19 protein-coding genes and 1 rRNA gene are annotated in these 22,657 nt (G+C 61.3%); 15 read left to right on the forward strand and 5 right to left on the reverse strand.

Translation table 11 applies throughout. The features are described from left to right. The 4 genes from rrf (at position 1) to FQ705_RS15430 (ending at position 6,610) form a co-directional block, all read left to right on the forward strand. Positions 1-112 (forward strand): 5S ribosomal RNA (rrf, locus tag FQ705_RS15415). A gap of 387 nt (positions 113-499) precedes the next feature. Then, positions 500-1,339 carry a translesion DNA synthesis-associated protein ImuA gene (gene imuA / locus FQ705_RS15420; RefSeq protein WP_144142540.1) on the forward strand — a complete coding sequence of 280 codons (840 nt, stop codon included), beginning with the start codon at positions 500-502 and terminating at the stop codon, positions 1,337-1,339. Beyond that, entirely contained in the window at positions 1,239-3,032 is a 1,794-nt protein-coding gene (locus FQ705_RS15425; RefSeq protein WP_144142541.1) for a Y-family DNA polymerase, read from the forward strand. The genes imuA and FQ705_RS15425 overlap by 101 nt, the downstream gene beginning before the upstream one ends. Positions 3,033-3,037: 5 nt before the next feature. Further along, on the forward strand, positions 3,038-6,610 hold the full coding sequence (locus FQ705_RS15430) for an error-prone DNA polymerase (RefSeq protein WP_144142543.1): 3,573 nt from the start codon (positions 3,038-3,040) through the stop codon (positions 6,608-6,610). A gap of 39 nt (positions 6,611-6,649) precedes the next feature. On the opposite strand, the gene FQ705_RS15435 is transcribed toward FQ705_RS15430, so the two are convergent. Together FQ705_RS15435 and FQ705_RS15440 are read right to left on the reverse strand one after the other, a co-directional pair. Next, positions 6,650-7,570 (reverse strand): dTDP-4-dehydrorhamnose reductase family protein, encoded by a 921-nt coding sequence (locus FQ705_RS15435; protein ID WP_144142544.1) that lies wholly within the window; start codon positions 7,568-7,570, stop codon positions 6,650-6,652. Between the two features lie 13 nt (positions 7,571-7,583). Further along, entirely contained in the window at positions 7,584-7,802 is a 219-nt protein-coding gene (locus tag FQ705_RS15440; RefSeq protein ID WP_144142545.1) for a heavy-metal-associated domain-containing protein, read from the reverse strand. Positions 7,803-7,926: 124 nt separating this feature from the next. Here FQ705_RS15440 and cueR point away from each other — a divergent pair, with 124 nt between their 5' ends. From cueR to FQ705_RS15460, 4 genes are all read left to right on the forward strand, one after another. Further along, a complete protein-coding gene (gene cueR, locus FQ705_RS15445) occupies positions 7,927-8,349 on the forward strand; it encodes a Cu(I)-responsive transcriptional regulator (RefSeq protein WP_144143531.1) in 423 nt (140 codons plus the stop codon). 304 nt (positions 8,350-8,653) lie between these two features. Further along, positions 8,654-8,800, forward strand: coding sequence for a DUF3563 family protein (locus tag FQ705_RS15450; RefSeq protein WP_144142546.1), 147 nt, complete (start codon positions 8,654-8,656; stop codon positions 8,798-8,800). Positions 8,801-9,030: 230 nt separating this feature from the next. Continuing rightward, positions 9,031-9,372 carry a hypothetical protein gene (locus FQ705_RS15455; RefSeq protein WP_144142548.1) on the forward strand — a complete coding sequence of 114 codons (342 nt, stop codon included), beginning with the start codon at positions 9,031-9,033 and terminating at the stop codon, positions 9,370-9,372. A gap of 207 nt (positions 9,373-9,579) precedes the next feature. Further along, positions 9,580-10,620: an ABC transporter substrate-binding protein gene (locus FQ705_RS15460; RefSeq protein WP_144142550.1), complete on the forward strand. Its 1,041-nt coding sequence runs from the start codon at positions 9,580-9,582 to the stop codon at positions 10,618-10,620. A 47-nt stretch (positions 10,621-10,667) separates the two neighbouring features. On the opposite strand, the gene FQ705_RS15465 is transcribed toward FQ705_RS15460, so the two are convergent. Next, on the reverse strand, positions 10,668-11,513 hold the full coding sequence (locus FQ705_RS15465; RefSeq protein ID WP_144142551.1) for a 23S rRNA (adenine(2030)-N(6))-methyltransferase RlmJ: 846 nt from the start codon (positions 11,511-11,513) through the stop codon (positions 10,668-10,670). Between the two features lie 211 nt (positions 11,514-11,724). After that, entirely contained in the window at positions 11,725-12,696 is a 972-nt protein-coding gene (locus FQ705_RS15470; RefSeq protein WP_144142552.1) for a potassium channel beta subunit family protein, read from the reverse strand. Positions 12,697-12,918: 222 nt separating this feature from the next. On the opposite strand from FQ705_RS15470, the gene FQ705_RS15475 reads away from it, so the two are divergent. Together FQ705_RS15475 and FQ705_RS15480 are read left to right on the forward strand one after the other, a co-directional pair. Beyond that, entirely contained in the window at positions 12,919-13,716 is a 798-nt protein-coding gene (locus FQ705_RS15475) for a 3-hydroxybutyrate dehydrogenase (RefSeq protein WP_144142553.1), read from the forward strand. A gap of 10 nt (positions 13,717-13,726) precedes the next feature. Continuing rightward, positions 13,727-14,965, forward strand: coding sequence for a DUF3734 domain-containing protein (locus tag FQ705_RS15480; RefSeq protein ID WP_144142555.1), 1,239 nt, complete (start codon positions 13,727-13,729; stop codon positions 14,963-14,965). Between the two features lie 120 nt (positions 14,966-15,085). On the opposite strand, the gene FQ705_RS15485 is transcribed toward FQ705_RS15480, so the two are convergent. Then, positions 15,086-16,285 carry an amino acid aminotransferase gene (locus FQ705_RS15485; RefSeq protein ID WP_144143532.1) on the reverse strand — a complete coding sequence of 400 codons (1,200 nt, stop codon included), beginning with the start codon at positions 16,283-16,285 and terminating at the stop codon, positions 15,086-15,088. A gap of 342 nt (positions 16,286-16,627) precedes the next feature. Between FQ705_RS15485 and uvrB the strand changes: the two genes are divergently transcribed. The 5 genes from uvrB to FQ705_RS15510 all read left to right on the forward strand — a co-directional run bounded on the left by uvrB (position 16,628) and on the right by FQ705_RS15510 (position 22,480). Continuing rightward, entirely contained in the window at positions 16,628-18,721 is a 2,094-nt protein-coding gene (gene uvrB / locus FQ705_RS15490; RefSeq protein ID WP_144142557.1) for an excinuclease ABC subunit UvrB, read from the forward strand. A 410-nt stretch (positions 18,722-19,131) separates the two neighbouring features. Beyond that, on the forward strand, positions 19,132-19,680 hold the full coding sequence (locus tag FQ705_RS15495; RefSeq protein ID WP_144142558.1) for an iron transporter: 549 nt from the start codon (positions 19,132-19,134) through the stop codon (positions 19,678-19,680). Between the two features lie 152 nt (positions 19,681-19,832). Continuing rightward, entirely contained in the window at positions 19,833-20,165 is a 333-nt protein-coding gene (locus FQ705_RS15500; RefSeq protein ID WP_144142560.1) for a cupredoxin domain-containing protein, read from the forward strand. Positions 20,166-20,231: 66 nt separating this feature from the next. Then, positions 20,232-21,077: an FTR1 family protein gene (locus FQ705_RS15505; RefSeq protein WP_144142561.1), complete on the forward strand. Its 846-nt coding sequence runs from the start codon at positions 20,232-20,234 to the stop codon at positions 21,075-21,077. Then, a complete protein-coding gene (locus tag FQ705_RS15510; protein WP_144142563.1) occupies positions 21,074-22,480 on the forward strand; it encodes a 4Fe-4S binding protein in 1,407 nt (468 codons plus the stop codon). The genes FQ705_RS15505 and FQ705_RS15510 overlap by 4 nt, the downstream gene beginning before the upstream one ends. Positions 22,481-22,657: the final 177 nt, after the last annotated feature.

The raw sequence follows: 22,657 nt of genomic DNA on the forward strand, positions 1-22,657 counted from the left end.
CTGATGACCATAGCGAGTCGGTACCACCCCTTCCCATCCCGAACAGGACCGTGAAACGACTCCACGCCGATGATAGTGCGGATTCCCGTGTGAAAGTAGGTAATCGTCAGGCTCCCAAGCAGCAAGCACAAACCCCACCCCTTCAAGGTGGGGTTTTTGCGTTTAACAGCCACACTACATCCCAGCGGGCGCAAAACACTCACTCCCGCCCCAGCCGCACCGCGTCCGCGTATCCCGTCAGTTCCAGCTCAACTCTGAGCAACCTTCAATTCCATATCGAGCCTTGTGGCTATTTGCTTGCAACAGGGCACATTCACGCTCTTTTATTCCATTCCGAGCGAGCATCAGCAATCATCCGTCGCTCCTCTCCGTCTGCACACCTAGCCTCGACGCCTTAACAACCCTCTCAAAATACTGTATAAATATACAGTGAAATTGGTCGCTTACGCGTGCCCGATGCCGGGCAGGGCGAAGCTTTCCCTATTGAAAGAGCGTGTCTATGGCTGCAGCGATTCAGCTTGCGACGACCGAAATGTCGTCGCAATTGCGACGACAGGTATGGCAGGGCAATGAGCTTGCCGAGGCGGATTCGCGTGTGATTTCCAGTGGTTACGTCCCACTGGATCAGTTGTTGCCGGGACAAGGCTGGGCAGTCGGCGGCCTGACGGAGTTATTGATCGAGCATTGTGGTGTAGGGGAGATGCGGCTATTGGCCCACGCACTTTGTCATCTGACGAAGCAAGCTGGGCGGCATGTCATGTTCGTGGCGCCCCCCTATCAGCCGTGCGCCGCGGCGTTGAGAGCATGGGGCGTCGATGTCGAACGAGTTTTATGGGTGCGCTCGAGTGAAGATCAGGCGTTATGGGCCGCCACCCAGGCATTGAAGCAGGATGGCATCGGCGCTGTCCTGATATGGATGACGAAGGCGCGTGCCGATAAGGTCCGGCGTCTGCAAGTGGCGGCTCAGGAGTCGTCATCGCTGGCATTTTTGATCCGGCCCGTCGGGGCGGCCACGCAATCTTCGCCAGCGCCATTGCGAATGATCTGCGAGCCGATCCTGCCAGCCAATGCCCAGACGATCAATCGCCGCGAATGGTTGCAGGAAATAGGACTGTCCATCGACATCTTCAAGCGTCGCGGGCCGCCACTCGCTGAGCCTTTACGTCTCGTTTTACCTTTGCAAAGCGCCTTGTTGCCGATGACCGGAGCCGGCAGCCATCAAGGACGAGAGATCAAACATGTTGTGGATCGCAGTCACCTTGCCACTCCTGTCGCTGGAAGCGGTCAAGCCTCTCGCGCCGCTCCCGGATGGTTCGCCCGCGAAGCCGAGTCGGCGTGAGCCTCGCGACAGCGAGAATCAACCTCGAGATGCCGAGCCGGCTCCCGAGGCGCGTTGTTACGCGCTGGCCGATCACGCGCATATCCTGCTGCCTGATTTCGACGCGCAGTGTGCCGGCGTCCATGCGGGACATTCGCGTTCATCTGCCTTGGCGCTGGCGCCGGGCCTCGAGTTGCTTGTCGCCGATGTCGATCGCGAAACCCAGGCAGTCAAAGCGATGGCGCTCGCATTGCTGACGTACACGCCAAAAGTCTCGCTTGCCGAAGGACACACGTTGCTGCTCGAGGTCGGTTCGGGTTTGCGCTTGTTCGGCGGCTTGCGCACGTTGTTGTCGCGAGTGTCCGCCACGGTGGCCGAATTCGGTTATACGGCGCGCATCGCCTGCGCGCCGACTGCCTGGGGCGCGTGGTTATTGGCGCAAGCGCGCGCCGCACGACAGGGGCGGCGCTGGCATGTGGTCAAGGACACTTCGCTTGTACGCGTGCTCGACCGCCTGCCCGTAGCGTTGTTGCCGGTTGCGCAGACGCACCGCGAGGCGTTTGCGCATGTCGGCTGCAACACGCTGGCCGAGTTGCGGCAATTGCCGCGCTCGGGTGTGGTGCGACGTTTCGGCAGCGGCATTCTGGATCTGTTGGCACAAGCCTATGGCACGCGCGCCGATCCGCGCGAATCATTTCGTGCGCCGGCGTCGTTTCATGCACAGCTGGAGTTGCCGTCGCGGGTCGATAACGCCGATGCGCTGCTGTTCGCCGCACGTCGGCTGATTGTGCAGTTGGCTGGGTGGTTGAGCGCGCATCATGCTGCACTCAGCGCTTATACCTTGCTGCTCGAGCATGAATTGGCGGCCCGTCATGCGCCGAAGACATCGAGTTTGAGAGTCGCGTGGGCGATCCCGTCGCGTGATGCGGAACATCTGATCTGGCTGTTGCGAGAACAATTGAATCAGACCATTCTGGTGGCGCCGGTCATCGAGTTGAAGCTGGTCGCGGATCAGATCGCGGAACACGCCGGGAAGTCGGACACGCTGTTTCCCATGCCAGAATCAGATGGCGAGTCGATCGCGCGTCTGCTCGAGCGCTTGAGTGCGCGTTTGGGGCCGGAGAATGTGCTGAAGATGTCGGTGCAGGACGATCATCGCCCTGAGCGGGCAATGCGCATCGAGACTTACCAGTCGCAAGCGACTTCGGGTAAGAAGCGTACGCCGGCGAAGGCCAAGGCAAAAATCAAAGCGGATAAAACCTGGCTCACCGATGAGTTGCGGCATGCCGCATCGGAAGAAGAGCGGGCAGGCCGAGAGGTGGCGGCCTTCGCAACCCATACTGCCAACGCCTCTCTCGAGGCATCCACAACCCGCTCGTCATCCGGGCGCAGCAACACACACACCACACTCTTTACGCCAAAACCAGACGCCGCCCAAGCCTCGCTCGATCTACCCGACAGCGCGTTGCCTTCGCAACCTCGCCCAGTCTGGATGCTCGATAAGCCACTGCGTCTGATGATGCGCGACCAGCGTCCAATCTACCGACGCCCCTTGAAAATGCTCACCCGTACCGAGCGGATCGAAGCCGGCTGGTGGGATGGCGATCGAGTCGAACGGGACTACTACGTCGCGGCCGACGACCGCGGCCATATGTTCTGGGTGTATCGCGAACGCCTGAGCGGCGAGTGGTATCTGCAGGGCCTGTTCGGCTGAGCATCATGACGAACTCCCAGCCATCGCGCGTCATTCAGCAAGCACTCGCAGCCAACCTGCCTCCGTATGCGGAGCTGCACTGTCTGACGAATTTCTCGTTCCTGCGTGGCGCTTCGCATCCGTATGAACTCGTGGAACAGGCGATGTCGCGCGGCTACAGCGCACTCGCCATCACCGACGAATGTTCGTTGGCGGGCGTCGTGCGAGCCCACACGGCGTTGAAGGAAATCACCGGGGAGTGGAACCGTCAACAGAAAGAGCGCGCGGACAAGGCGAAAAAAACCGCATCCGCGGACTGCACGGAACCTGCAGAACCCGAACCATTAAAACCAATCCCTCAGCTGATCATCGGCAGCGAACTCCACCTGACCGACGACACCGGCGAGTCCTTCTGCACACTGGTTGCACTAGCAACCAACCGCAACGGCTACGGCAATCTCTCCGAGCTGATCACACTAGCCCGGTCGCGTGCGGATAAGGGAAGTTACCGCCTGAGTCCATCCGATTTCACTGATGCGTTGCCTCATCTGGAGCATCTCAAAGGATTGCCCGATTGCATCCTGATGCTCGTGCCGCAGCGCACGGCAACGTTGTCGCACACGCTGCGTTGCGCGCATTGGCTCGCCTCGTTCGCTGCGCCACGTGCGTGGCTCGCACTCGAACTGTGGCAAACCGGCAGCGACGATCTGCAGATCGACGCCTTGCGCATGATTTCAAACGAGTGCGGATTACCGCTCGTCGCGGCCGGCGGTGTGTTGATGCATGCACGCTCGCGCAAGCCGTTACAGGACACCATGACCGCCATCGGTCTCGTCACGCCGCTAGCGGCATGTGGTCACGCGCTCGAGGCGAACGCGGAGCGGCATATGCGTACGCGGGTGCGGCTCGGCAAACTGTATCCACGCGATACGCTCGAAGAAACGTTGCGTATCGCTGCGCTATGCCGCTTTTCGCTCGATGAACTCAAGTACGAGTATCCCGAAGAGTTGGTGCCCGCCGGCGAGTCGCCTTCGAGTTATCTGCGCAAACTGGTGATGGCGGGCGCCGTGGAGCGCTGGCCGAAGGGCATGGATCTGAAGCGGATCAATCAGATCGAAAAAGAGTTGCAGCTGATCGCCGATCTGAAATACGAAAAGTATTTTCTCACCGTGCACGACATCGTGAGCTTTGCGCGCTCACGAAACATTCTGTGTCAGGGTCGAGGTTCGGCCGCCAATTCGATCGTGTGTTATTGCCTGCATGTCACGGAGATCGATCCGGTGCATATGAACATGCTGATCGAACGTTTCATTTCGCGCGCGCGCAACGAGCCACCCGATATCGACGTCGACTTCGAGCATCAGCGACGCGAAGAAGTGATCCAATATATTTATGCGAAGTACGGTCGTCATCGCGCCGCGCTGACCGCGTCGCTGATCACGTATCACGCGCGCAGTGCACTGAAAGACGTCGGCAAAGCCCTGGGTCTCGAGGTGTCGTTGATCGAGCGGATCAGCAAGTCGCAACAATGGTGGGACGGCACCGACGCGGTCGCTAAATATCTGGCCGAAGCGGGCTTCGACGCCAACTCGCCGATCACGCAGAATCTGATCCGGCTGACGAAGGAATTGCGCAGTGTGCCGCGTCATTTGTCGCAGCACGTCGGCGGCTTTGTGATCGCGAAAGACAAGCTGTCGCGGCTCGTGCCGATCGAAAACGCGACGATGAAAGATCGTAGCGTGATCGAATGGGACAAGGACGATATCGACGCGCTCAAACTCCTGAAAGTCGACGTGCTGGCGCTGGGCATGTTGTCGGCGATCCGGCGTGCGCTGGAGTTCGTCGCCTTGAGGCGGGGCTTTCCGCAATTCAGGGTGCAGGACATTCCGCGCGAAGATCGAGCCGTCTACGAGATGTGCAGCCACGCCGATACGATCGGCGTGTTTCAGATCGAATCGCGTGCCCAGCAAAGCATGCTGCCGCGTCTGAAGCCGAACAAGTATTACGACCTCGTGATCGAAGTGGCCATCGTACGGCCAGGGCCGATTCAGGGCGGCATGGTGCATCCTTATCTGCGTCGCAAGCAGGGTCTGGAACCGGTCGATTACGCCAAGGATGAGTTGCGGCCGGTGCTCGAACGCACACTCGGCGTGCCGATTTTCCAGGAGCAGGTCATGCACCTGGCGATGGTTGCGGCGAAATACACCGGCGAGCAGGCCGACCAGTTGCGTCGTGCGATGGCCGCATGGCGGCGCAGCGGCAACCTGGCGAAGTATCAGAAGGACCTGAGCGACCGGATGTTGGCGCGTGACTACGAGCCCGAGTTTATCGAGCGTATCTGCAAACAGATCGAAGGCTTCGGCGAGTACGGTTTTCCCGAGAGCCACGCGGCGAGCTTCGCGCTACTCGTCTATCTCAGCGCATGGCTGAAGCGCTATGAGCCGGCGGCGTTTCTGGCCGGTTTGCTGAATAGTCAGCCGTTGGGTTTTTATTCGCCGTCGCAACTCGTGCAGGATGCGAAGCGCCACGGCGTCGAGGTATTGCCGCCCGACGTCACGCTGAGCGATTGGGAGTCGACGTTCGAACAACGCGGGCAGGTAGGGCAGCGGATCTTATCGGACGAGACCGGTTTGCATCGTCAGCAATCCGTATTGTCGGCGCAGCAATTACGCGATCTTTCGTTGCGGCACTTGAAAGTGAATAGAACGATCCGGCGTGCGGCGAGACGTTTGACCGCGCGGGTGTTTCAGCCATCGAGCACTTATGGCGCACGCGGTCCGGCGGTGCGTATCGGCATGCATCTGATCAAAGGGCTGGCGCAGGGCGCGGCCGAACGCATCGTGGCGGCTCGCCGCGACGCGCAATTTGCCGATGTCGACGATCTCGCGCGGCGCGCGGCCTTGACGCGGCGCGATCTCGAAGCGCTTGCCGCGGCGAATGCGCTGGTGAGCATTGCGGGCCATCGGCGTGAAGCCTGGTGGGCCGTGACGGCGCAGCATGTCGTGCCCAAATTGCTGCGCGATGCGCCGATCGCCGAGGCGCCGCTGGCGTTGCCGCAAGCAGCGGAAAGTCGCGAGATCGTCGACGATTACGCGAGTATCGGCCTCACGCTCAATCGTCATCCATTGGCGCTATTGCGAGCGCGGCTCGCCAAACAGCGTTTTCGCACGGCCGCGGAACTCGCCGCATGCCGGCACGGCACGCTGGTCCGGGCGTGCGGCATCGTCACCGTGCGGCAGCGGCCGGGCACGGCGAACGGCACCGTGTTCGTTTCCATCGAAGACGAGACCGGCTCGGTCAATGTGATTGTCTGGCCGTCGCTCGTGGAAAAACAGCGCAAGGTTTTGTTGGGAGCGTCGCTGCTGGCGGTGTACGGCGTCTTGCAGCGCGACGACGGCGTGGCGACGGGCGGCAATCCGGCCGGTAAGGCGGCTGAGGCGGCTGAGGCGGCGAATGGGGCGAGTGTGGCGAACGCAAACAGGCAGAGAAAGGCGGGGCAGAAACATCAAGGCGAAGTGATCCATCTCGTCGCCCATCGTCTTGAGGATCACAGCGAATGGCTCGGTGAACTGGCTACGGCGAGCCGCGATTTTCACTAAAGGCGGCTAGCCGTCTTCCACTCCCGCAACCACCTGGGATCAGGCGGATGTCGTGTCGCGCCACGCAAACGCAGCCAGCACTTGCCGGATCGCTTCATCGAACGGCGTGCGGCGGCCGATGCCGAGCGCTTCGAGCCGCTCCGACGCCAGATGGCAGTTATGCGGCCGCGGTGTCGTATCGGTCGGCGTGTATTGCGGTGTCAGTTGCGCGTCGAGTTGCAGCGCTTCGGCGAGGCGCTGGGCAATCTCGTACTTGGTCATCGGCTCGTCGCCCGACCATTGCACGATGCCGCGGATCGCTTCGTCGCGAGCGTGCCGCGCCAGCATTTGCCGGATCACGACCGCGACGTCGGGCGTAAAGGTGGGATAGCGGATCGCCCAAGCGTCCATCGTGGCCGGCTGGGCACCGATTTCAGCCGATGCGGCAATTGCCGGCACGAGACTCGTCACCGCCGATTCCGCCCAACTGACGATCGGCCCGTACAGCAAAGGCAGACGCAGCACGCAGCCGAGATCGGTGGTTTCGCTCATCGCGCGTTCGCCTTCGAGCTTGCTGTGTCCGTAAGCATTGAGCGGGGCAGGTGCCGAGTCATGCAGATAGGGCGGCTGCGTGCCGTCGAACACGTAGTCGGTGGAAATCGACAGCGTCCAGGCACCGCGCCGGTCCGCTGCTGCAGCGAGGGTGCGCACGGCGTCGACATTCAACGCGCGGGCAAGCGCAGGATCATGCTCGCAGACATCCGGCCGACGCTCCGCTGCGGCGATGACGAGCGCGTCCGGCGCTTCCCGTTCGACGAACTGCTCGACCGCCCGCGCGTCGCGAATATCCAGTACCACGGTGCTCGCCGATGGCCGACTGAACGCCGTGGCGACGACTTGCCAATCGCTTTGTTGCGCCAACTCGTCGACGAGCGCGCGGCCGAGCAGCCCGGAGGCGCCAATCACGGCAACTTTGAACATGACGTGAACTCGCTTAAGCGGCCGCGCTGCCGGTCACGCTTTTGACCGTGTAACCGGCATCGTCGATAGCGGCTTTCAAGGCGTCGGCCGCTTGCGACGACTCGACCGTCACGCGACCGGCTGCCAGATCGACCCGCACCTGCGCATTGGCATCGTGTTCGCGGATGGCGTTGGTGACCGCCGCGACGCAATGTTGGCAGCTCATGCCTTCTACCTGGAATTCGATCGTCATTGGAAAAGCCTCGAAGCGTAAAGGTTGCGATAGCTGGATTATGCCTGCCGATCCGGCGCATGACCTTCCCATTGTGGGAAGGTGTACGATCGACGAACACTCTGCAACAGTCACGGGATCCGTCATGAATATCGGTGAAGCGGCACGCGCGTCGGGCGTCACGGCAAAAATGATTCGCTATTACGAGAGCGTTGGCTTATTGACGGCGAAGTCGCGCACCAGCGCCGGTTATCGCGTGTACGGCCCGCAGGAGGTTCATTCGCTGCGTTTCATTCGTCAGGCGCGGCGACTCGGGTTTCTGGTCGAGGATATTCGAAAGTTGCTGGCGCTGTGGCATGACCGCTCGCGCGCCAGCGCCGAGGTGAAGGCGATTGCGCTGGAGCATGTGGCTGATCTGGATAGGCGAATCGCAGAACTCACCGATATGCGCGACACCTTGGCGCACCTCGCACACCACTGTCACGGCGACGATCGCCCCGACTGCCCGATCATCGAGGGATTGGCCGACGCTACTCCGATTACAGAAGCGGGTTGTCATGCGGACTGATGGGCTTTACGAGCAAAAGGTGCAACCCCACTCGATATTTCGTCGCAACCTTCAGTGATTTGCACCGATATTGTGCTTTAAAATTAGGGGCTCCAACGAGATGTACGCCAAAACCATCGCGGGTTCATTTAAATCAACGACTTATGTGCACCACGTCCGTGCACCATTCCAAAGCGGAATGCACGTCATGCGGGCATTTCATTGGCGCGGTTGCACTCCGAGGCTATAATTCGGGTTAACCCTTTTACGGGAAATCCCTGATGCCGAACTCACCGGGGATTCAATCTGATCCTTGGAGAACATCATGTTTGCAGTCATTCTTGAAAAGCTGAGCATCTGGTTTGAAACCGCAGAACGTAGCCGCCGTGAAGCCTATCTGGCATCGTCGTCGGATATCGTTCAGCTCGAGCAACGCATCCGCTCGCTGGAAACCAACGGCTACTCGCTGTAAGTTTCATTTGCGTCAGGTTGGACCCGGCGGCGTTGGTTGAGCGGCCGTTGCAGTTCAGTGTAAGCCCCGTCTATGCGGGGCTTTGTCACATCTGAAGCGCGAAAATCCGCCACACGTATGGCGTGAAAAGGCTATTCATGGCGAATGCCGACTAGCACGACTCTGAGCGCTGCGGTAACGTAAGGTGTTGCTGTGCAATCCGGCATCCTCAAAACCCTATCGGTCCGCCCATGAACCTAGTCCGTTCGTTCAGAACTATCCTGTCTGCGGCCGTCGCCGTTTCGCTGACAACAGGTTTTGCGGCATCGAGCGCATTTGCCGCGTCCAGCGATGCTCGCAAGCCGTTGATCCTGGACTCGCAAAACGGTATTAGCGACGGCCAAAGCGGCACCGTGCTGCAGACCGCTCCGCTGTCGAAGCAGCCAATCGTCGGCGCTCAGCCGATCGCTGCGCCCACGGAACTGGCGCCGAATTCGTCCACGCCCTATATCGTCGCGCCCTATATCCAGTTGCCGTCAGGCGGCGGCGCCATGCCGCAGCCGCAACCTCGCCCTGCGCCTCGCCCGCAATAGGCGTTTGCGCGCCATATCCGCGTTTCGGTTTCGTTCGGTTCCGTCGACGCATCGACCGGTTGGTTGATTGCCATTGGGGTTTCGGCGCATGGCGCCCCCGAAATCCACCGACGACAATCATTGCGCGGTCTCTCGCCGGCGCTCCGGATTTTGCAGAGCGCGCCTGCGCCGTCCGCATCAAATAAAAACCGAACAAGGAGACATTCCATGCCTACTCACTGGATGCGGCGCGCCGCCGGCGCCGGCCTCACGCTGTTCGCGCTCGCCATGCTGCCCGGTAGCGTGCTCGCCAAAGACACACCGGAAAAACCCACTCTGACCATGGCCGTTGGCGGTTTGCCGGGTCTTTATTATTTGCCGGTGCTGGCCGCGCAGCAATTGGGCTATTTCAAGGACGAAGGCCTCGATGTGACGCTGGAAGATTTCGCGGGCGGATCGAAAGCGCTCGAAGCGGTGGTGGGCGGCAGCGCCGACGTGGGCGCGGGCGCGTTCGAGCACACGCTGTTCATGCAGGCGAAGGGGCAGCACTACCGGGCGTTTGCGTTGATGGGTCGCGCGCCGCAAATCGTCGTCGGGGTGTTGAAGTCGAAGGCCGATCAACTCAAGACACTCGCGGATTTCAAAGGCGCGAAAATCGGCGTAAGCGCACCCGGTTCGTCGACGGATCTCGTGCTGACCGTGGCTTTGCGCAAGGCCGGTGTACAGCGTAACGAGATTTCGGCGATCGGCGTGGGTAGCGGCGCGACGGTGCTGGCTGCAGTAAGCGGTGGGCAGATCGACGCGCTTTCCAACGTCGATCCCATGATGACCAAACTGACGCGCTCGGGCGCCATCAAGGTATTGATCGACACCCGCACGGTGAAGGGCACCCAGGAAGTGTTCGGTGGAACGATGCCGGCGGCGACACTCTACGCCTCGGACAGCTTCATCCAGAAGAATCCGAAGACGACCCAGGCGTTGGCCAATGCGATCGTGCGCGCGGACCACTGGTTGCAGAGTGCGAGCGACGCGGATCTGCTAAAGATGGTGCCGCCCGCATATCTGCTCAACGACTCGGCGCTGTATGTGGAAGCGTTCCACAACGTGCGCGATGCCTACTCGCCGGACGGTCTGATGCCCGCCGACGGGCCGGCGACCTCATTGCGCGCGCTGTCGTCGTTCGATAGCCGGCTCGATCCGAAGAAGATCGATCTGAATGCCACCTATACGAACGATTTCGCGCATAAGGCGGCTAGCCAGATCAAGTAAGCGGAGCAACGCCGCTCATCATCCGCAGCCCGCGCTCGCCGTGGACTTCAATCGCCGCGATATTCCACCTTGAACTGCGCGGCCTTGTCCTCGCCGAGCGCTTTGACCAGATACGGCATCTGGTCTTTCAGCGTTTTTGCCAGCGTGTAGGGCGGGTTCAGGATGAACATGCCACTGCCGAAGAGGCCGAAGCCGTCCGTCGGCGGATTGCTGACGGTCAGGCTCACGTGCAGCCAGTTACGGTCCTGCAGCTTTTTCAGTTGATCGGGAAAGCGCTGCGATTCGAGACGCCGTACCTGCGGATACCAGACCGCGTAGGTGCCGGTCGGAAAACGCTTCAGACTTTCTTCGACACAGCGCAACGTACGGTGATAGTCGCGCTTGTCTTCGTACGACGGATCGAGCAACACCAACGCGCGGCGTGACGCCGGCGGCAGCAGGGCAAGGATGCCGTCGAAGCCGTCGCCCGCATAAAGCATGGCGCGGCGGCCCGCATCGCGGAAATTGTGCCGAAGCACATCGATTTCGGTAGTGTGCAGTTCGAACAGACGTATGCGGTCCTGCTCGCGCATCTGCCGCCATGCGATGTACGGCGAACCGGGGTAGAAGCGCAACTGGCCGTCCGGGTTGAGCGCGCCGACTTCGTCGACGTACTCGGAAAAGATGGGCGGCAGATCGTCACGTCCCCAAAGTTTGGCGATGCCGGTCTGGAATTCGCCGGTCTTGGTCGCGAAGCCTTCTTTCAGCGAATAGACGCCCGCGCCCGCATGCGTGTCGATGTACCAATAGGCCTTGTCTTTCTGGCCGAGGTAGCGCAATAGCTGCAAGACGACGGCGTGTTTCAGAACGTCGGCGTGATTGCCTGCATGAAAGGCGTGGCGGTAGCTGAGCATGATGAGGAGACGCTAAAGAGGGCGTGCCGGTCCAAGGCTGGATTCGGCGTTGCGGATGCAAGGCGCAAGCACGGCGGACATACAGCGCCAATGTGCTGCGCGGTCGCGTATTGTACGCGACGCGCGCGCAGCGCCTCGCGCTTTGCACTCTGACTCACGTAACGCGGCCCCGCGATTGCGAAGCCGGGTTGCGTGCGCCGCACGAGACTGCTCAGTCGTACGAGTCGCCGATGATGTCTTCGATCTTCTGCTTGATCTCCGGCGTGATGCGTTCGGCCACTTCGGCGGACTTCATGTTTTCGCCGATCTGCTCGACCCGCGACGCGCCCGTGATCACGGTGCTGACATGCGGATTCTTCAGAATCCACGCGATAGCCAGTTGACCGACGGTGCAGCCCAATTCGTCGGCCACTTCGCCGAGCTTGCCGACCACATTGTTCTTGCCGGAGTCCGTGACCTGCTTGCGCAGCCAGTCGTAGCCTTGTAACTGGGCACGGCTGTCGGACGGCACGCCGTCGCGATACTTGCCGGTGAGCAGGCCGGATGCAAGCGGGCTCCAGGTAGTCAACCCGAGGCCGATATCTTCGTAAAGCCGCTTGTATTCCTGCTCGACACGTTTGCGGTGAAACAGGTTGTACTGCGGCTGTTCCATCACCGGCTTGTGCAGACTGTGGCGCTCGGCGATGTCGTAAGCGGCGCGGATTTCGTCGGCGCTCCATTCGGAAGTGCCCCAGTACAGCGCCTTGCCACGCGTGATCATGTCGCTCATGGCCCAGACGGTTTCCTCGACGGGCGTGTTCGGGTCAGGACGATGACAGAACACCAGATCGACATAATCGAGTTGCAGACGCTTGAGCGACGAATCGATCGCGTTCAGCAGATATTTGCGGTTCAGCGTGTGGTACTGGTTCGGCGCTTCCTGCAGACCCCAGAAGAACTTGGTCGAAACGATGTAGCTGACGCGCGGCCACGCCAGTTCCTTGAGCGCCTGACCCATGATTTCTTCGGACTGGCCGGCGGCGTACACCTCGGCATTGTCGAAGAAGTTCACGCCCGCGTCGCGTGCGGCCGCGAGCGACTCGCGTGCCGCGCTGTGGTCGACCTGATTGCCGTAGGTCACCCATGAGCCGATGGACAGTTCGCTAACCTGCAGGCCTGAACGGCCCAGACGTCGATAATTCATGCATTCCTCCTTGTTGGTGATGCCACCGGAATCCCGCTGAAACATGTAGTGTAAAGAGATACCGTTCGATGTGCGTTTTACCGATGGAGTTCACACGCTTCATGCACAATAGCAGCGTTGGCCGCAGTGCAACATTCGGCCGGACGGCCTATGCCGTCTGGCTGACTTCACGCCGTCGGCGGCCTGTGGTCTCATTGCTCATCAACTGCACGGAGGTTCTGGATGTCGTCACCCAACACGAATCTGAATGGTAAGGTCGCGGTCGTTACCGGCGCCGCAAGCGGCATCGGCAAGCAGATCGCGCTGACCCTTTCCGCGGCTGGCGCGGCTGTCGCAATCGCCGACTTGAACCAGGACGGCGCGAACGCCGTTGCTGAAGAAATCAGAAAGGGCGGCGGCAAGGCAATCGGCGTGGCGATGGACGTCACGAACGAGGACGCCGTCAACCAGGGCATCGACAAAGTCGTCGCGGAACTCGGCTCGGTGGATATCCTGATCTCCAACGCCGGCATCCAGATCGTCAATCCGATCGAAAACTATTCGTTTTCGGATTGGAAGAAAATGCAGGCGATCCACGTGGACGGCGCTTTCCTGACCACCAAGGCCGCGCTCAAGCACATGTACAAGGACGATCGCGGCGGCATCGTGATCTATATGGGTTCGGTTCATTCGCATGAGGCCTCGCCGCTGAAGTCCGCTTATGTGACGGCCAAGCATGCGCTGCTCGGTCTCGCGCGCGTGCTGGCTAAAGAAGGCGCGAAGCACAACGTGCGCTCGCATGTCGTGTGTCCGGGTTTCGTGCGCACGCCGCTGGTCGACAAGCAGATTCCCGAGCAGGCCAAGGAACTCGGCATCAGCGAAGAAGACGTGATCAAGCGCGTCATGCTCGGCGGCACGGTCGACGGCATCTTCACCACGGTGGAAGACGTCGCAGAGACGGTGCTGTTCCTGTCCACCTTCCCGACGGCGGCGCTGACCGGCCAGTCCTTTATTGTGAGCCACGGCTGGTACATGCAATAAGGAGGCGCCCATGGCGCAGCGCAATCTCAAGCGGGCGCGCGCGGGTGCGCCCGGTGATGGGGAAGGCGAGGGCGCCGGTCCGGCGCCCGCAGCACAGCCGGGGCGGCATCTACATTTGCCCAATTACGAAACCGTCGCGCTCATGTTGCAAGGCGGCGGTGCATTGGGCGCTTATCAGGCCGGTGTCTTCCAGGGGCTCAACGAAGCCGGCATCGAGCCCAACTGGCTTGCGGGTATTTCGATCGGCGCATTGAACACGGCGATCATCGCCGGCAATCCGCCGGAAAAGCGGGTGGAGCGACTGCTGCAGTTCTGGGAGACGATCTGCCAACCGGCATTCGGGCCGCCGTTGCCTGCTTTCATCGAGCACGCGCTGTTCAATTCCAGCGACGCCGTGCGCAAGGCGTTCACGGCAACGCAGGCGATAGGCGCGATCGTCGAAGGGCAGAAGGGCTTTTTCGTGCCGCGTTTTCCGCCACCCTTGCCCACGGTGTCCGGGCCGCCGCAAATGGCCAGCTATTACGACACTACGCCGCTAAAGGCCACGCTCGAGGCCTTGTGCGATTTCGACCGGATCAATTCGCGTGAAATGCGGGTCTCGGTGGGCGCGGTCAATTGCGGGACCGGCAATTTCGCGTACTTCGACAACACGCATACGACACTGCGTCCCGAGCATTTCATGGCGTCGGGTGCGTTGCCGCCGGGTTTCGCTGCAGTGGAGATCGACGGGCAGTATTACTGGGACGGCGGTCTGATGTCGAACACGCCGCTGTACGAGGTGATCCAGTCCACGCCGCGCCGTGACACGCTCGCTTTCCAGGTCGATCTATGGAGCGCGATCGGGCCGGTGCCGGACAACATCACCGACGTCCAGGGGCGCATGAAAGACATTCAGTATTCGAGCCGCACGCGTCTCGTGACCGATATGCTGCAACGCTCGCAACGTTTCCGGCATGTTCTGCGCGAGGTACTCGACCGCGTGCCGTCCGAGCAGCGCGACGACCCGTGGTGCAAGCTGGCCGACGACCTATCGTGCTCCAAGCGCTACAACGTGATGCATCTGATCTACCGGCACAAGGAATACGAAGGGCATTACAAGGACTTCCAGTTCGGCCTGTCGACCATGCGCGAACATTGGCAGAGCGGCCTGGAGGACATTCGTCATTCGCTTGCGCAACCCAACTGGCTCGAGATGCCGGACAACGATGCGGGTTTCGTCACGCACGATATCCATCGGGATTCACGCTGAAAGCGCGAGTTCAAACAGAGAGTCAGACAAAAAAACGGCGCCTTGAAAAGGGCGCCGTTTCTACATTCCAGCCAGCATGTCCGGCAAAGCGCGCTTCACAGAACACGCGCGCCGGCTGCCTTACTTCAACACGTGAGCAATCGCGCTCGCCACCGCGTCGAGGTTGCGCGTGTTCAGCGCAGCCACGCAGATGCGGCCCGTGCCCACGGCATAAATGCCGAACTCTTCGCGCAGACGGTCCACTTGCGGCGACGTCAAGCCCGAGTAAGAGAACATGCCGCGTTGTGCGTTCACGAAGCTGAAGTCGCGATCCACGCCGCTTGCCTTCAGGCGTTCGACCAGGCCGTTACGCATTGCGCGAATACGGTCACGCATTTCCGCCAGTTCCGTTTCCCACGTGGCGCGCAGTTCCGGCGACGCCAGCACGGCTGCTACCACCGAACCACCATGCGTCGGCGGGTTCGAGTAGTTGGTGCGGATCACGCGCTTGAGTTGCGACAGCACGCGCGAGGCTTCTTCCTTGCTCGAGGTGATGATCGACAGCGCGCCGATGCGCTCGCCGTACAGCGAGAACGACTTCGAAAACGACGACGACACGAACACGTTCAGGTCCGAGGCCGCGAACAGACGCACTGCTGCCGCGTCCGCTTCGATGTTGTCGCCGAAACCCTGATAGGCGATGTCGAGGAACGGCACGAGGTTTCGCGCCTTGACCACTTCGACCACCTGCTTCCATTGGTCGACGGTGAGGTCGACGCCGGTCGGGTTGTGGCAGCACGCGTGCAGCACGACGGTCGTGCCCGCGGCGTAGCTGTTCAGCGCGCTCAGCATGGCGTCGAAGTTCACGCCGTGCGTGTGGGCGTCGTAGTACGGGTACGACAGAACTTCAAAACCTGCGCTTTCGAACAGCGCGCGATGGTTTTCCCAGCTCGGATCGCTGATCGCGACCTTGCCATTCGGGTTCAGACGCTTCAGGAAGTCGGCGCCGATCTTCAGCGCGCCCGTGCCGCCCAGTGCCTGCGCCGTCACGACGCGGCCCGCGGCGATCAGCGGCGAGTCGTTGCCGAGCAGCAGCTTCTGCACGGCCGCGTCATACGCGGCGATGCCTTCGATCGGCAAATAACCGCGCGGCAGAGCAGCTTCGACGCGCGCCTTTTCGGCTTCACGCACGGCACGCAGCAGGGGAATCTTGCCTTCTTCGTTGAAGTACACGCCAACGCCAAGGTTGACCTTGGTGGCGCGCGCATCGGCGTTAAAAGCTTCGTTCAGGCCCAGAATCGGGTCGCGGGGAGCAAGTTCGACGGCGGAGAACAGAGACATGATGGTGGGCAGCAGTAGTGAAAAGAGGGCGGCGTCGAGCGCTAAGGCGGCCCGGCCTGTGACGTCCGGCAAAAAACGCGGGCGGGTGGCGGGCGGCTGCAAGCGGGCGCGACTTGGCATTGTAACGAATTCGAGGTCGTTTTTTGAGCGACAACACCCGCGAAAGGGAATTAATTGCTTGAAAAACAGGCATCCGGGCGCCAGATGGGTGCAGTGAATCCGCTTCACGCCCAGGCGAAAAAGGCGGCAAACCGCCTTCAGTCCGCTACGGAAGACCGGCTCAGCCCGCCTGCGCGCAACCCGTTAGAATAGTTCTTTGCCCAAGGCCCGGTGCCGCCCCACATGTCCGAACAACATCTGACTGAAGCCGAAGACGCGCTCGACGAATCCAAGTTCGTCACGTTCGACGGCTCGCCGTTCCAGCTCTACCAGCCGTATCTGCCCGCCGGCGACCAGCCCACGGCGATCGACAAGCTCGTCGAAGGCGTCGAGGACGGCCTGTCGTTCCAGACGCTGCTCGGCGTGACCGGCTCCGGCAAGACCTTCACGATGGCCAACACGATCGCGCGGCTCGGCCGCCCGGCCATCGTGTTCGCGCCGAACAAGACGCTCGCCGCGCAGCTTTACTCTGAGTTCCGCGAGTTCTTCCCGCGCAATGCAGTCGAGTACTTCGTCTCGTACTACGACTACTACCAGCCGGAAGCGTACGTGCCGCAGCGCGACCTGTTCATCGAGAAGGACTCGTCGATCAACGAGCACATCGAACAGATGCGGCTGTCGGCCACCAAGAGTCTGCTGGAGCGGCGCGACGTGGTGATCGTGGCGACGGTGTCGGCGATTTACGGTATCGGCAATCCGTCCGAATATCACAAGATGATTCTGACGCTGCGCACCGGCGACAAGCTCGGCCAGCGCGACATCATTGCGCGGCTGATCGCGATGCAGTACAACCGCAACGAAGCGGACTTCCAGCGCGGCTCGTTTCGCGTGCGCGGCGACACGATCGATATCTTCCCGGCCGAGCACGCCGAGATGGCGGTGCGTCTCGAATTGTTCGACGACGAAATCGAAACGCTGCAACTGTTCGACCCGCTCACCGGCCGCGTGCGCCAGAAGATTGCGCGCTTCACGGTGTATCCGTCGTCGCACTATGTGACGCCGCGCGATACGGTGATGCGCGCGGTCGAAACCATCAAGAACGAACTGCGCGAGCGGCTCGAATTCTTCTATGGCGGCGGCAAACTGGTCGAAGCGCAGCGCCTCGAGCAGCGCACCCGTTTCGATCTGGAAATGTTGCAGGAGCTTGGTTTCTGCAAGGGCATCGAGAATTACTCGCGACACTTTTCGGGCGCGGCGCCGGGTGAACCGCCGCCCACGCTGGTCGACTACCTGCCGTCGGACGCGATCATGATGCTCGACGAATCGCACGTGCTGATCGGGCAGTTGAACGGCATGTACAACGGCGACCGGGCACGTAAAGAGAACCTGGTCGATTACGGTTTCCGTCTGCCGTCTGCGCTGGACAACCGGCCGCTCAAGTTCAACGAGTTCGAACGCAAGATGCGCCAGGTGGTGTTCGTCTCGGCCACGCCGGCGGATTACGAGAATAAGACGGCTGGGCAGGTGGCGGAGCAGCTGGTGCGCCCAACCGGTCTGGTCGATCCGGAAATCGAGGTGCGTCCCGCACGCACTCAGGTCGACGACGTGCTCGCCGAAATCAACGAGCGCGTCAAAGTGGGCGACCGCGTGCTGGTCACGGTGCTGACCAAGCGCATGGCCGAGCAGTTGACCGAGTTTCTCGCCGACCATGGCGTCAAGGTGCGATATCTGCACAGCGATATCGACACGGTGGAGCGCGTCGAAATCATCCGCGATCTTCGTTTGGGCACCTTCGACGTGCTGGTCGGCATCAACTTGCTGCGCGAAGGGCTGGATATTCCGGAAGTGTCGCTCGTGGCGATTCTCGACTCGGACAAGGAAGGCTTCCTGCGCGCCGAGCGCTCGCTGATCCAGACCATCGGCCGCGCGGCGCGTAACGTGAACGGCAAGGCGATCCTGTACGCGGATCGGGTCACGGATTCCATGCGCCGCGCGATCGACGAAACCGAACGTCGGCGCGCCAAGCAGATCGCCTTCAACCTCGAGAACGGCATTACGCCGCGCGGGGTGGTCAAGCGGATTCGCGACATCATCGACGGCGTCTACAACGTCGACGACGCCCGCGCCGAGTTGAAAGAGCAGCAGACGCGCGCGAAATTCGAGGACATGTCCGAGAAACAACTCGCCAAGGAACTCAAGCGTCTCGAAAAGCAGATGATGGAGCACGCCAAGAATCTGGAGTTCGAAAAGGCCGCGCAAACCCGCGATCAACTGGCGCTGCTGCGCCAGCGCGTGTTCGGCGCAAACGTCGGCGACCACATCTCCGGCGTCGAGTAACGCTGTCTGCGAAGGCGTGGCGATGTGCCACGCCTGGTCGACGGATTGCCGCGATTGGCTCCGCAGTTTGCCGACAGCGAGCCGACAATCACCCTACGCAATATGAACGAGGCCGCAATCACGCTCCGCGAGCGGCCGGCGCGTTATCCCAGTTGTGGCCCATCAGAATCCTTAGGCATCCCTTAAGACCCCACTGCCGTAAGGCTTTGGGCTGTTTCTCATTTGTCCTCTCCAGCGATCGATGATAAACTCATCCAATATTGAGAATGGTTCGCATTAACGTTCGTATATGCGGTTTGCTTACGGGCCGTCGCTTTCGTGAAAGACGTCGACGGTCGAGCCCGGCATGCGCAACGCACTGTTCCAATGGGTGTCTATCCAGTCTCGTCTGATAAAAACAAGGAGTTTCAATGCGGATTTCTTCATTTGTGCGTGGTGGCGCGGCAGCAGTGGCCGCAGTCGCGGCGCTGTCGGCAACGGCAGCGGAATACCCGATCGGCAAGCAGCAGATCCACGGCGGCATGGAAATCAACGCCGTCTACCTGCAGCCGATCACGATGGAACCCGAAGGCATGATGCGCAAGGCGTCGGATTCGGACGTCCACCTCGAAGCGGACATCCACGCCGTCAAGAACAACCCGACCGGTTTCGCCGAAGGCGACTGGATGCCGTATCTGCAAGTGCACTATGAACTGACGAAGGCCGGTTCGACCCAGACGCAGAAGGGCGACCTGATGCCGATGGTCGCCAACGACGGCCCGCACTACGGCGACAACGTCAAACTGCAAGGCCCGGGCAAGTACCACCTGAAGATGGTTGTCGAAGCGCCGATGCAAAGCGGCCATATGGCGTTCGGCCGTCACGTCGACAAGGAAACCGGCGTGGGTCCGTGGTTCAAGCCGATTACGCTCGAATACGACTTTACCTTCGCCGGCATCGGCAAGAAGGGCGGCTACTGATCGCCATGTGTCGTCACGGTTTACCGCGCGATGCGTCATGCGTCATTCAGCGCGGCTAACCCGCGACGACGCTTGAACGGGTCAACGCAGCAGGCGGCGCGCAGAAGGCCTCACATGTGGACTCCGACGCGCCGCGTTTTCCGGAAGGGCTAATGAGAATCAACCGAAAGATCGCGATTTTTGCCGCAGCGATGTCGCTGGCGGGTGCGGCCCACGCCGTCGACCTGCCCACCTTCAAGCTGGAAATGAGCGACGGCAAGCTGAATCCGGCGCGTATCGAAGTGCCGGCCGGCAAGCGCATCAAGATCGAAGTGCGCAATGTCGGCAAGGGCGCCGCCGAATTCGAAAGCTTGCAGCTGCGCAAGGAAACGGTGTTGGCGCCGGGCGCGGAATCGTTCGTGGTGATCGCGCCGCTCGAACCGGGCGAGTACAAGTTCTTCGACGATTTCCATCAGCAGGCGCAGGGTGTAATCGTCGCGAAGTAGTGGCCCTGCATGCGGACGTGCGCCTCGAATGGCCGCGAACGCCAGGGCAGTAGACGGGAGAGCAAGATGGGTCAGATTCTATTTGTCGTGTGGCGGGAAAGCGTCGAGGCGTTGCTGGTCGTCGGCATCCTGTACGCGTGGCTGAAAAATGGCGATGACGATGCGCGTCGCGGTTTGCCCTATCTGTGGGGCGGCGTGGTGGCGGGGCTTGTCGCGGCGGTGGCGCTCGGCGCGGCGCTGGTCGGTTTCACCGAGGTGCTCTCGGGCGACGCGCAGGATTATTTCCAGACCGCGATGGTGCTGGTCGCCTGCGTGCTGATCGTGCAAATGGTGCTGTGGATGAAGCAGCACGGCCGCACGCTCAAGCGCGACATGGAACAGTCGCTGCAAAAGAGTCAGCGCGATTCGAACTGGTGGGGAGTGGCCTTGCTGGTCGCGTTGGCAATCGCGCGTGAAGGTAGCGAGACGGTGATCTTCCTGTACGGTCTCGGCTTCGGCCAGTCGGGTCACGTGGACGCCAGCCAGATGCTCGCAGTCGTGATCGGTCTCGGGCTCGCGTTTCTCACGTTTTACCTGTTGCAGTTGGGCGGCGAGATCTTCTCGTGGCGGCTCTTTTTCCGCGTCACCGAAATCATGCTGCTGTTTCTCGGCGCGGGCCTGTTTCAGACCGGCGTCGACAAGCTGATCGACAAGGAAATCCTGCCGACGCTCGTCGACCAGCTGTGGAACTCGTCGGCGATTCTCGACGATTCGAGCACCTTCGGTTCGCTGGTCGCGACGCTCACCGGTTATCGCGCTCATCCGGCGCTGATGAACCTGCTCGCGTACGCGGTGTACTGGGCCGTGGTCTATCTGCTGGTGCGTCGCGCGACCCGCAAACCGGTGCAGCAGGCCGCAGGGCGCGCAGCATGAGTACGCTGATGTCCCGTCCGGGTCGCCTTGCCGCGGCCGGGCAGTGGATGCAACGGCATGGCGCGGTGATTCGCGGCATCCAGTGGGTCGTGGTGGCGGTGTACGCGTTTCTGATTCTCGTGCCGGCGGTGATGCCGCTGCCGGACGACACCGCGCATCTGTGGAACAACCTCACGCTCGCCGCGCAGTTCGTGTTCTGGGGTATCTGGTGGCCCTTCGTGCTGCTGTCGATGGTGATGCTCGGGCGGGTCTGGTGCGGCGTGCTGTGCCCTGAAGGTGCGCTCGCCGAATTCACCAGCAAGTACGGGCGCGGCTGGGCGATCCCGCGCTGGATGCGTTGGGGCGGATGGCCATTCGTCGCGTTCGGCATCACCACGATCTACGGTCAGATGGTGAGCGTCTACCAGTATCCGAAAGCCGTGCTGCTGGTATTGGGTGGCTCGACCTTCGCGGCGATGATCATCGGTTTGCTATACGGACGGGAGAAGCGCGTCTGGTGCAAATATCTCTGCCCCGTCAACGGGGTTTTTTCGCTACTGGCGCGTCTCGCGCCGTTCCACTACAAAGTCGATGAAGAAGCATGGCGCCGTTCGTACAAGAACGGCGAACATGGGCATCGCGTGATTCCGATCAATTGCGCGCCGCTCGTGCCCTTGCGCAATATGAAGGGCGCCTCGGACTGCCATATGTGCGGCCGTTGCAGCGGCCACCGCGACGCGATTGCCTTGACGTGGCGCGCGCCGTCGACGGAAGTCGTGCAACTCGGCGACAAGCAGGCCAATCCGTGGGACACTGCGCTGATCCTGTACGGCTTGCTGGGCATCGCAATCGGCGCGTTCCACTGGACGGCCTCGCGCTGGTTCATCGATCTGAAGATGTTCTTCGCGAACTGGCTGGTCGATCACAACATCACCTGGCCGCTCGACACCAACGCGCCGTGGTTTCTGTTCACGCATTACCCCGAGCAGAACGACGTATTTTCGTGGCTGGACGGCACCATGGTGATCGGCTACATCCTCGCCACGGCGCTGGTGTACGGCACCGCGCTGCTGGTGCTGCTGATGGGCGCGACGCGCATGTTGGGCCGTTTTAACGCCGTGCGTCTGCATCATCTGACGCAAGGGTTGATTCCGATCGCGGGCGCTGGCGTGTTCCTCGGTTTGTCGGCGACGACGCTGTCGCTGCTGCGCGCGGAACATGTGTCGCTTTGGTGGGCGTCGGATCTGCGTATCGCGATTCTCGCGATTGCGAATCTCTGGAGTGCATGGCTGGCGTGGCTCGTCACGCATCGCTACAGCGAGCGCTTTTTTCAGCGCGGTCTCGCGATGGTGTGGTTTATCGCGGCTTTGGCCGTGGTCGATAGCGCGTGGTGGCTGATGTTCTGGGGCTGGGCCTCGAAGTAAATTCATTTCGCCTGAGCGCTAAAGCAAAAAAGCCGTGGAGACGACCTCGTCATCCCACGGCTTTTTCATTTTCTGCATGAACGGTACACGGCGTTCGTGTATCCGCTTTGAGCGAGGACCAAAAAAGCGGCCTGGCTGGCTGCGACGGCTGGCTTGGTGTCTGCACGAAGGGGTCTA

It is taken from the genome of Paraburkholderia sp. BCC1884 (genome assembly GCF_900996225.1).
Lineage (GTDB): Bacteria > Pseudomonadota > Gammaproteobacteria > Burkholderiales > Burkholderiaceae > Paraburkholderia.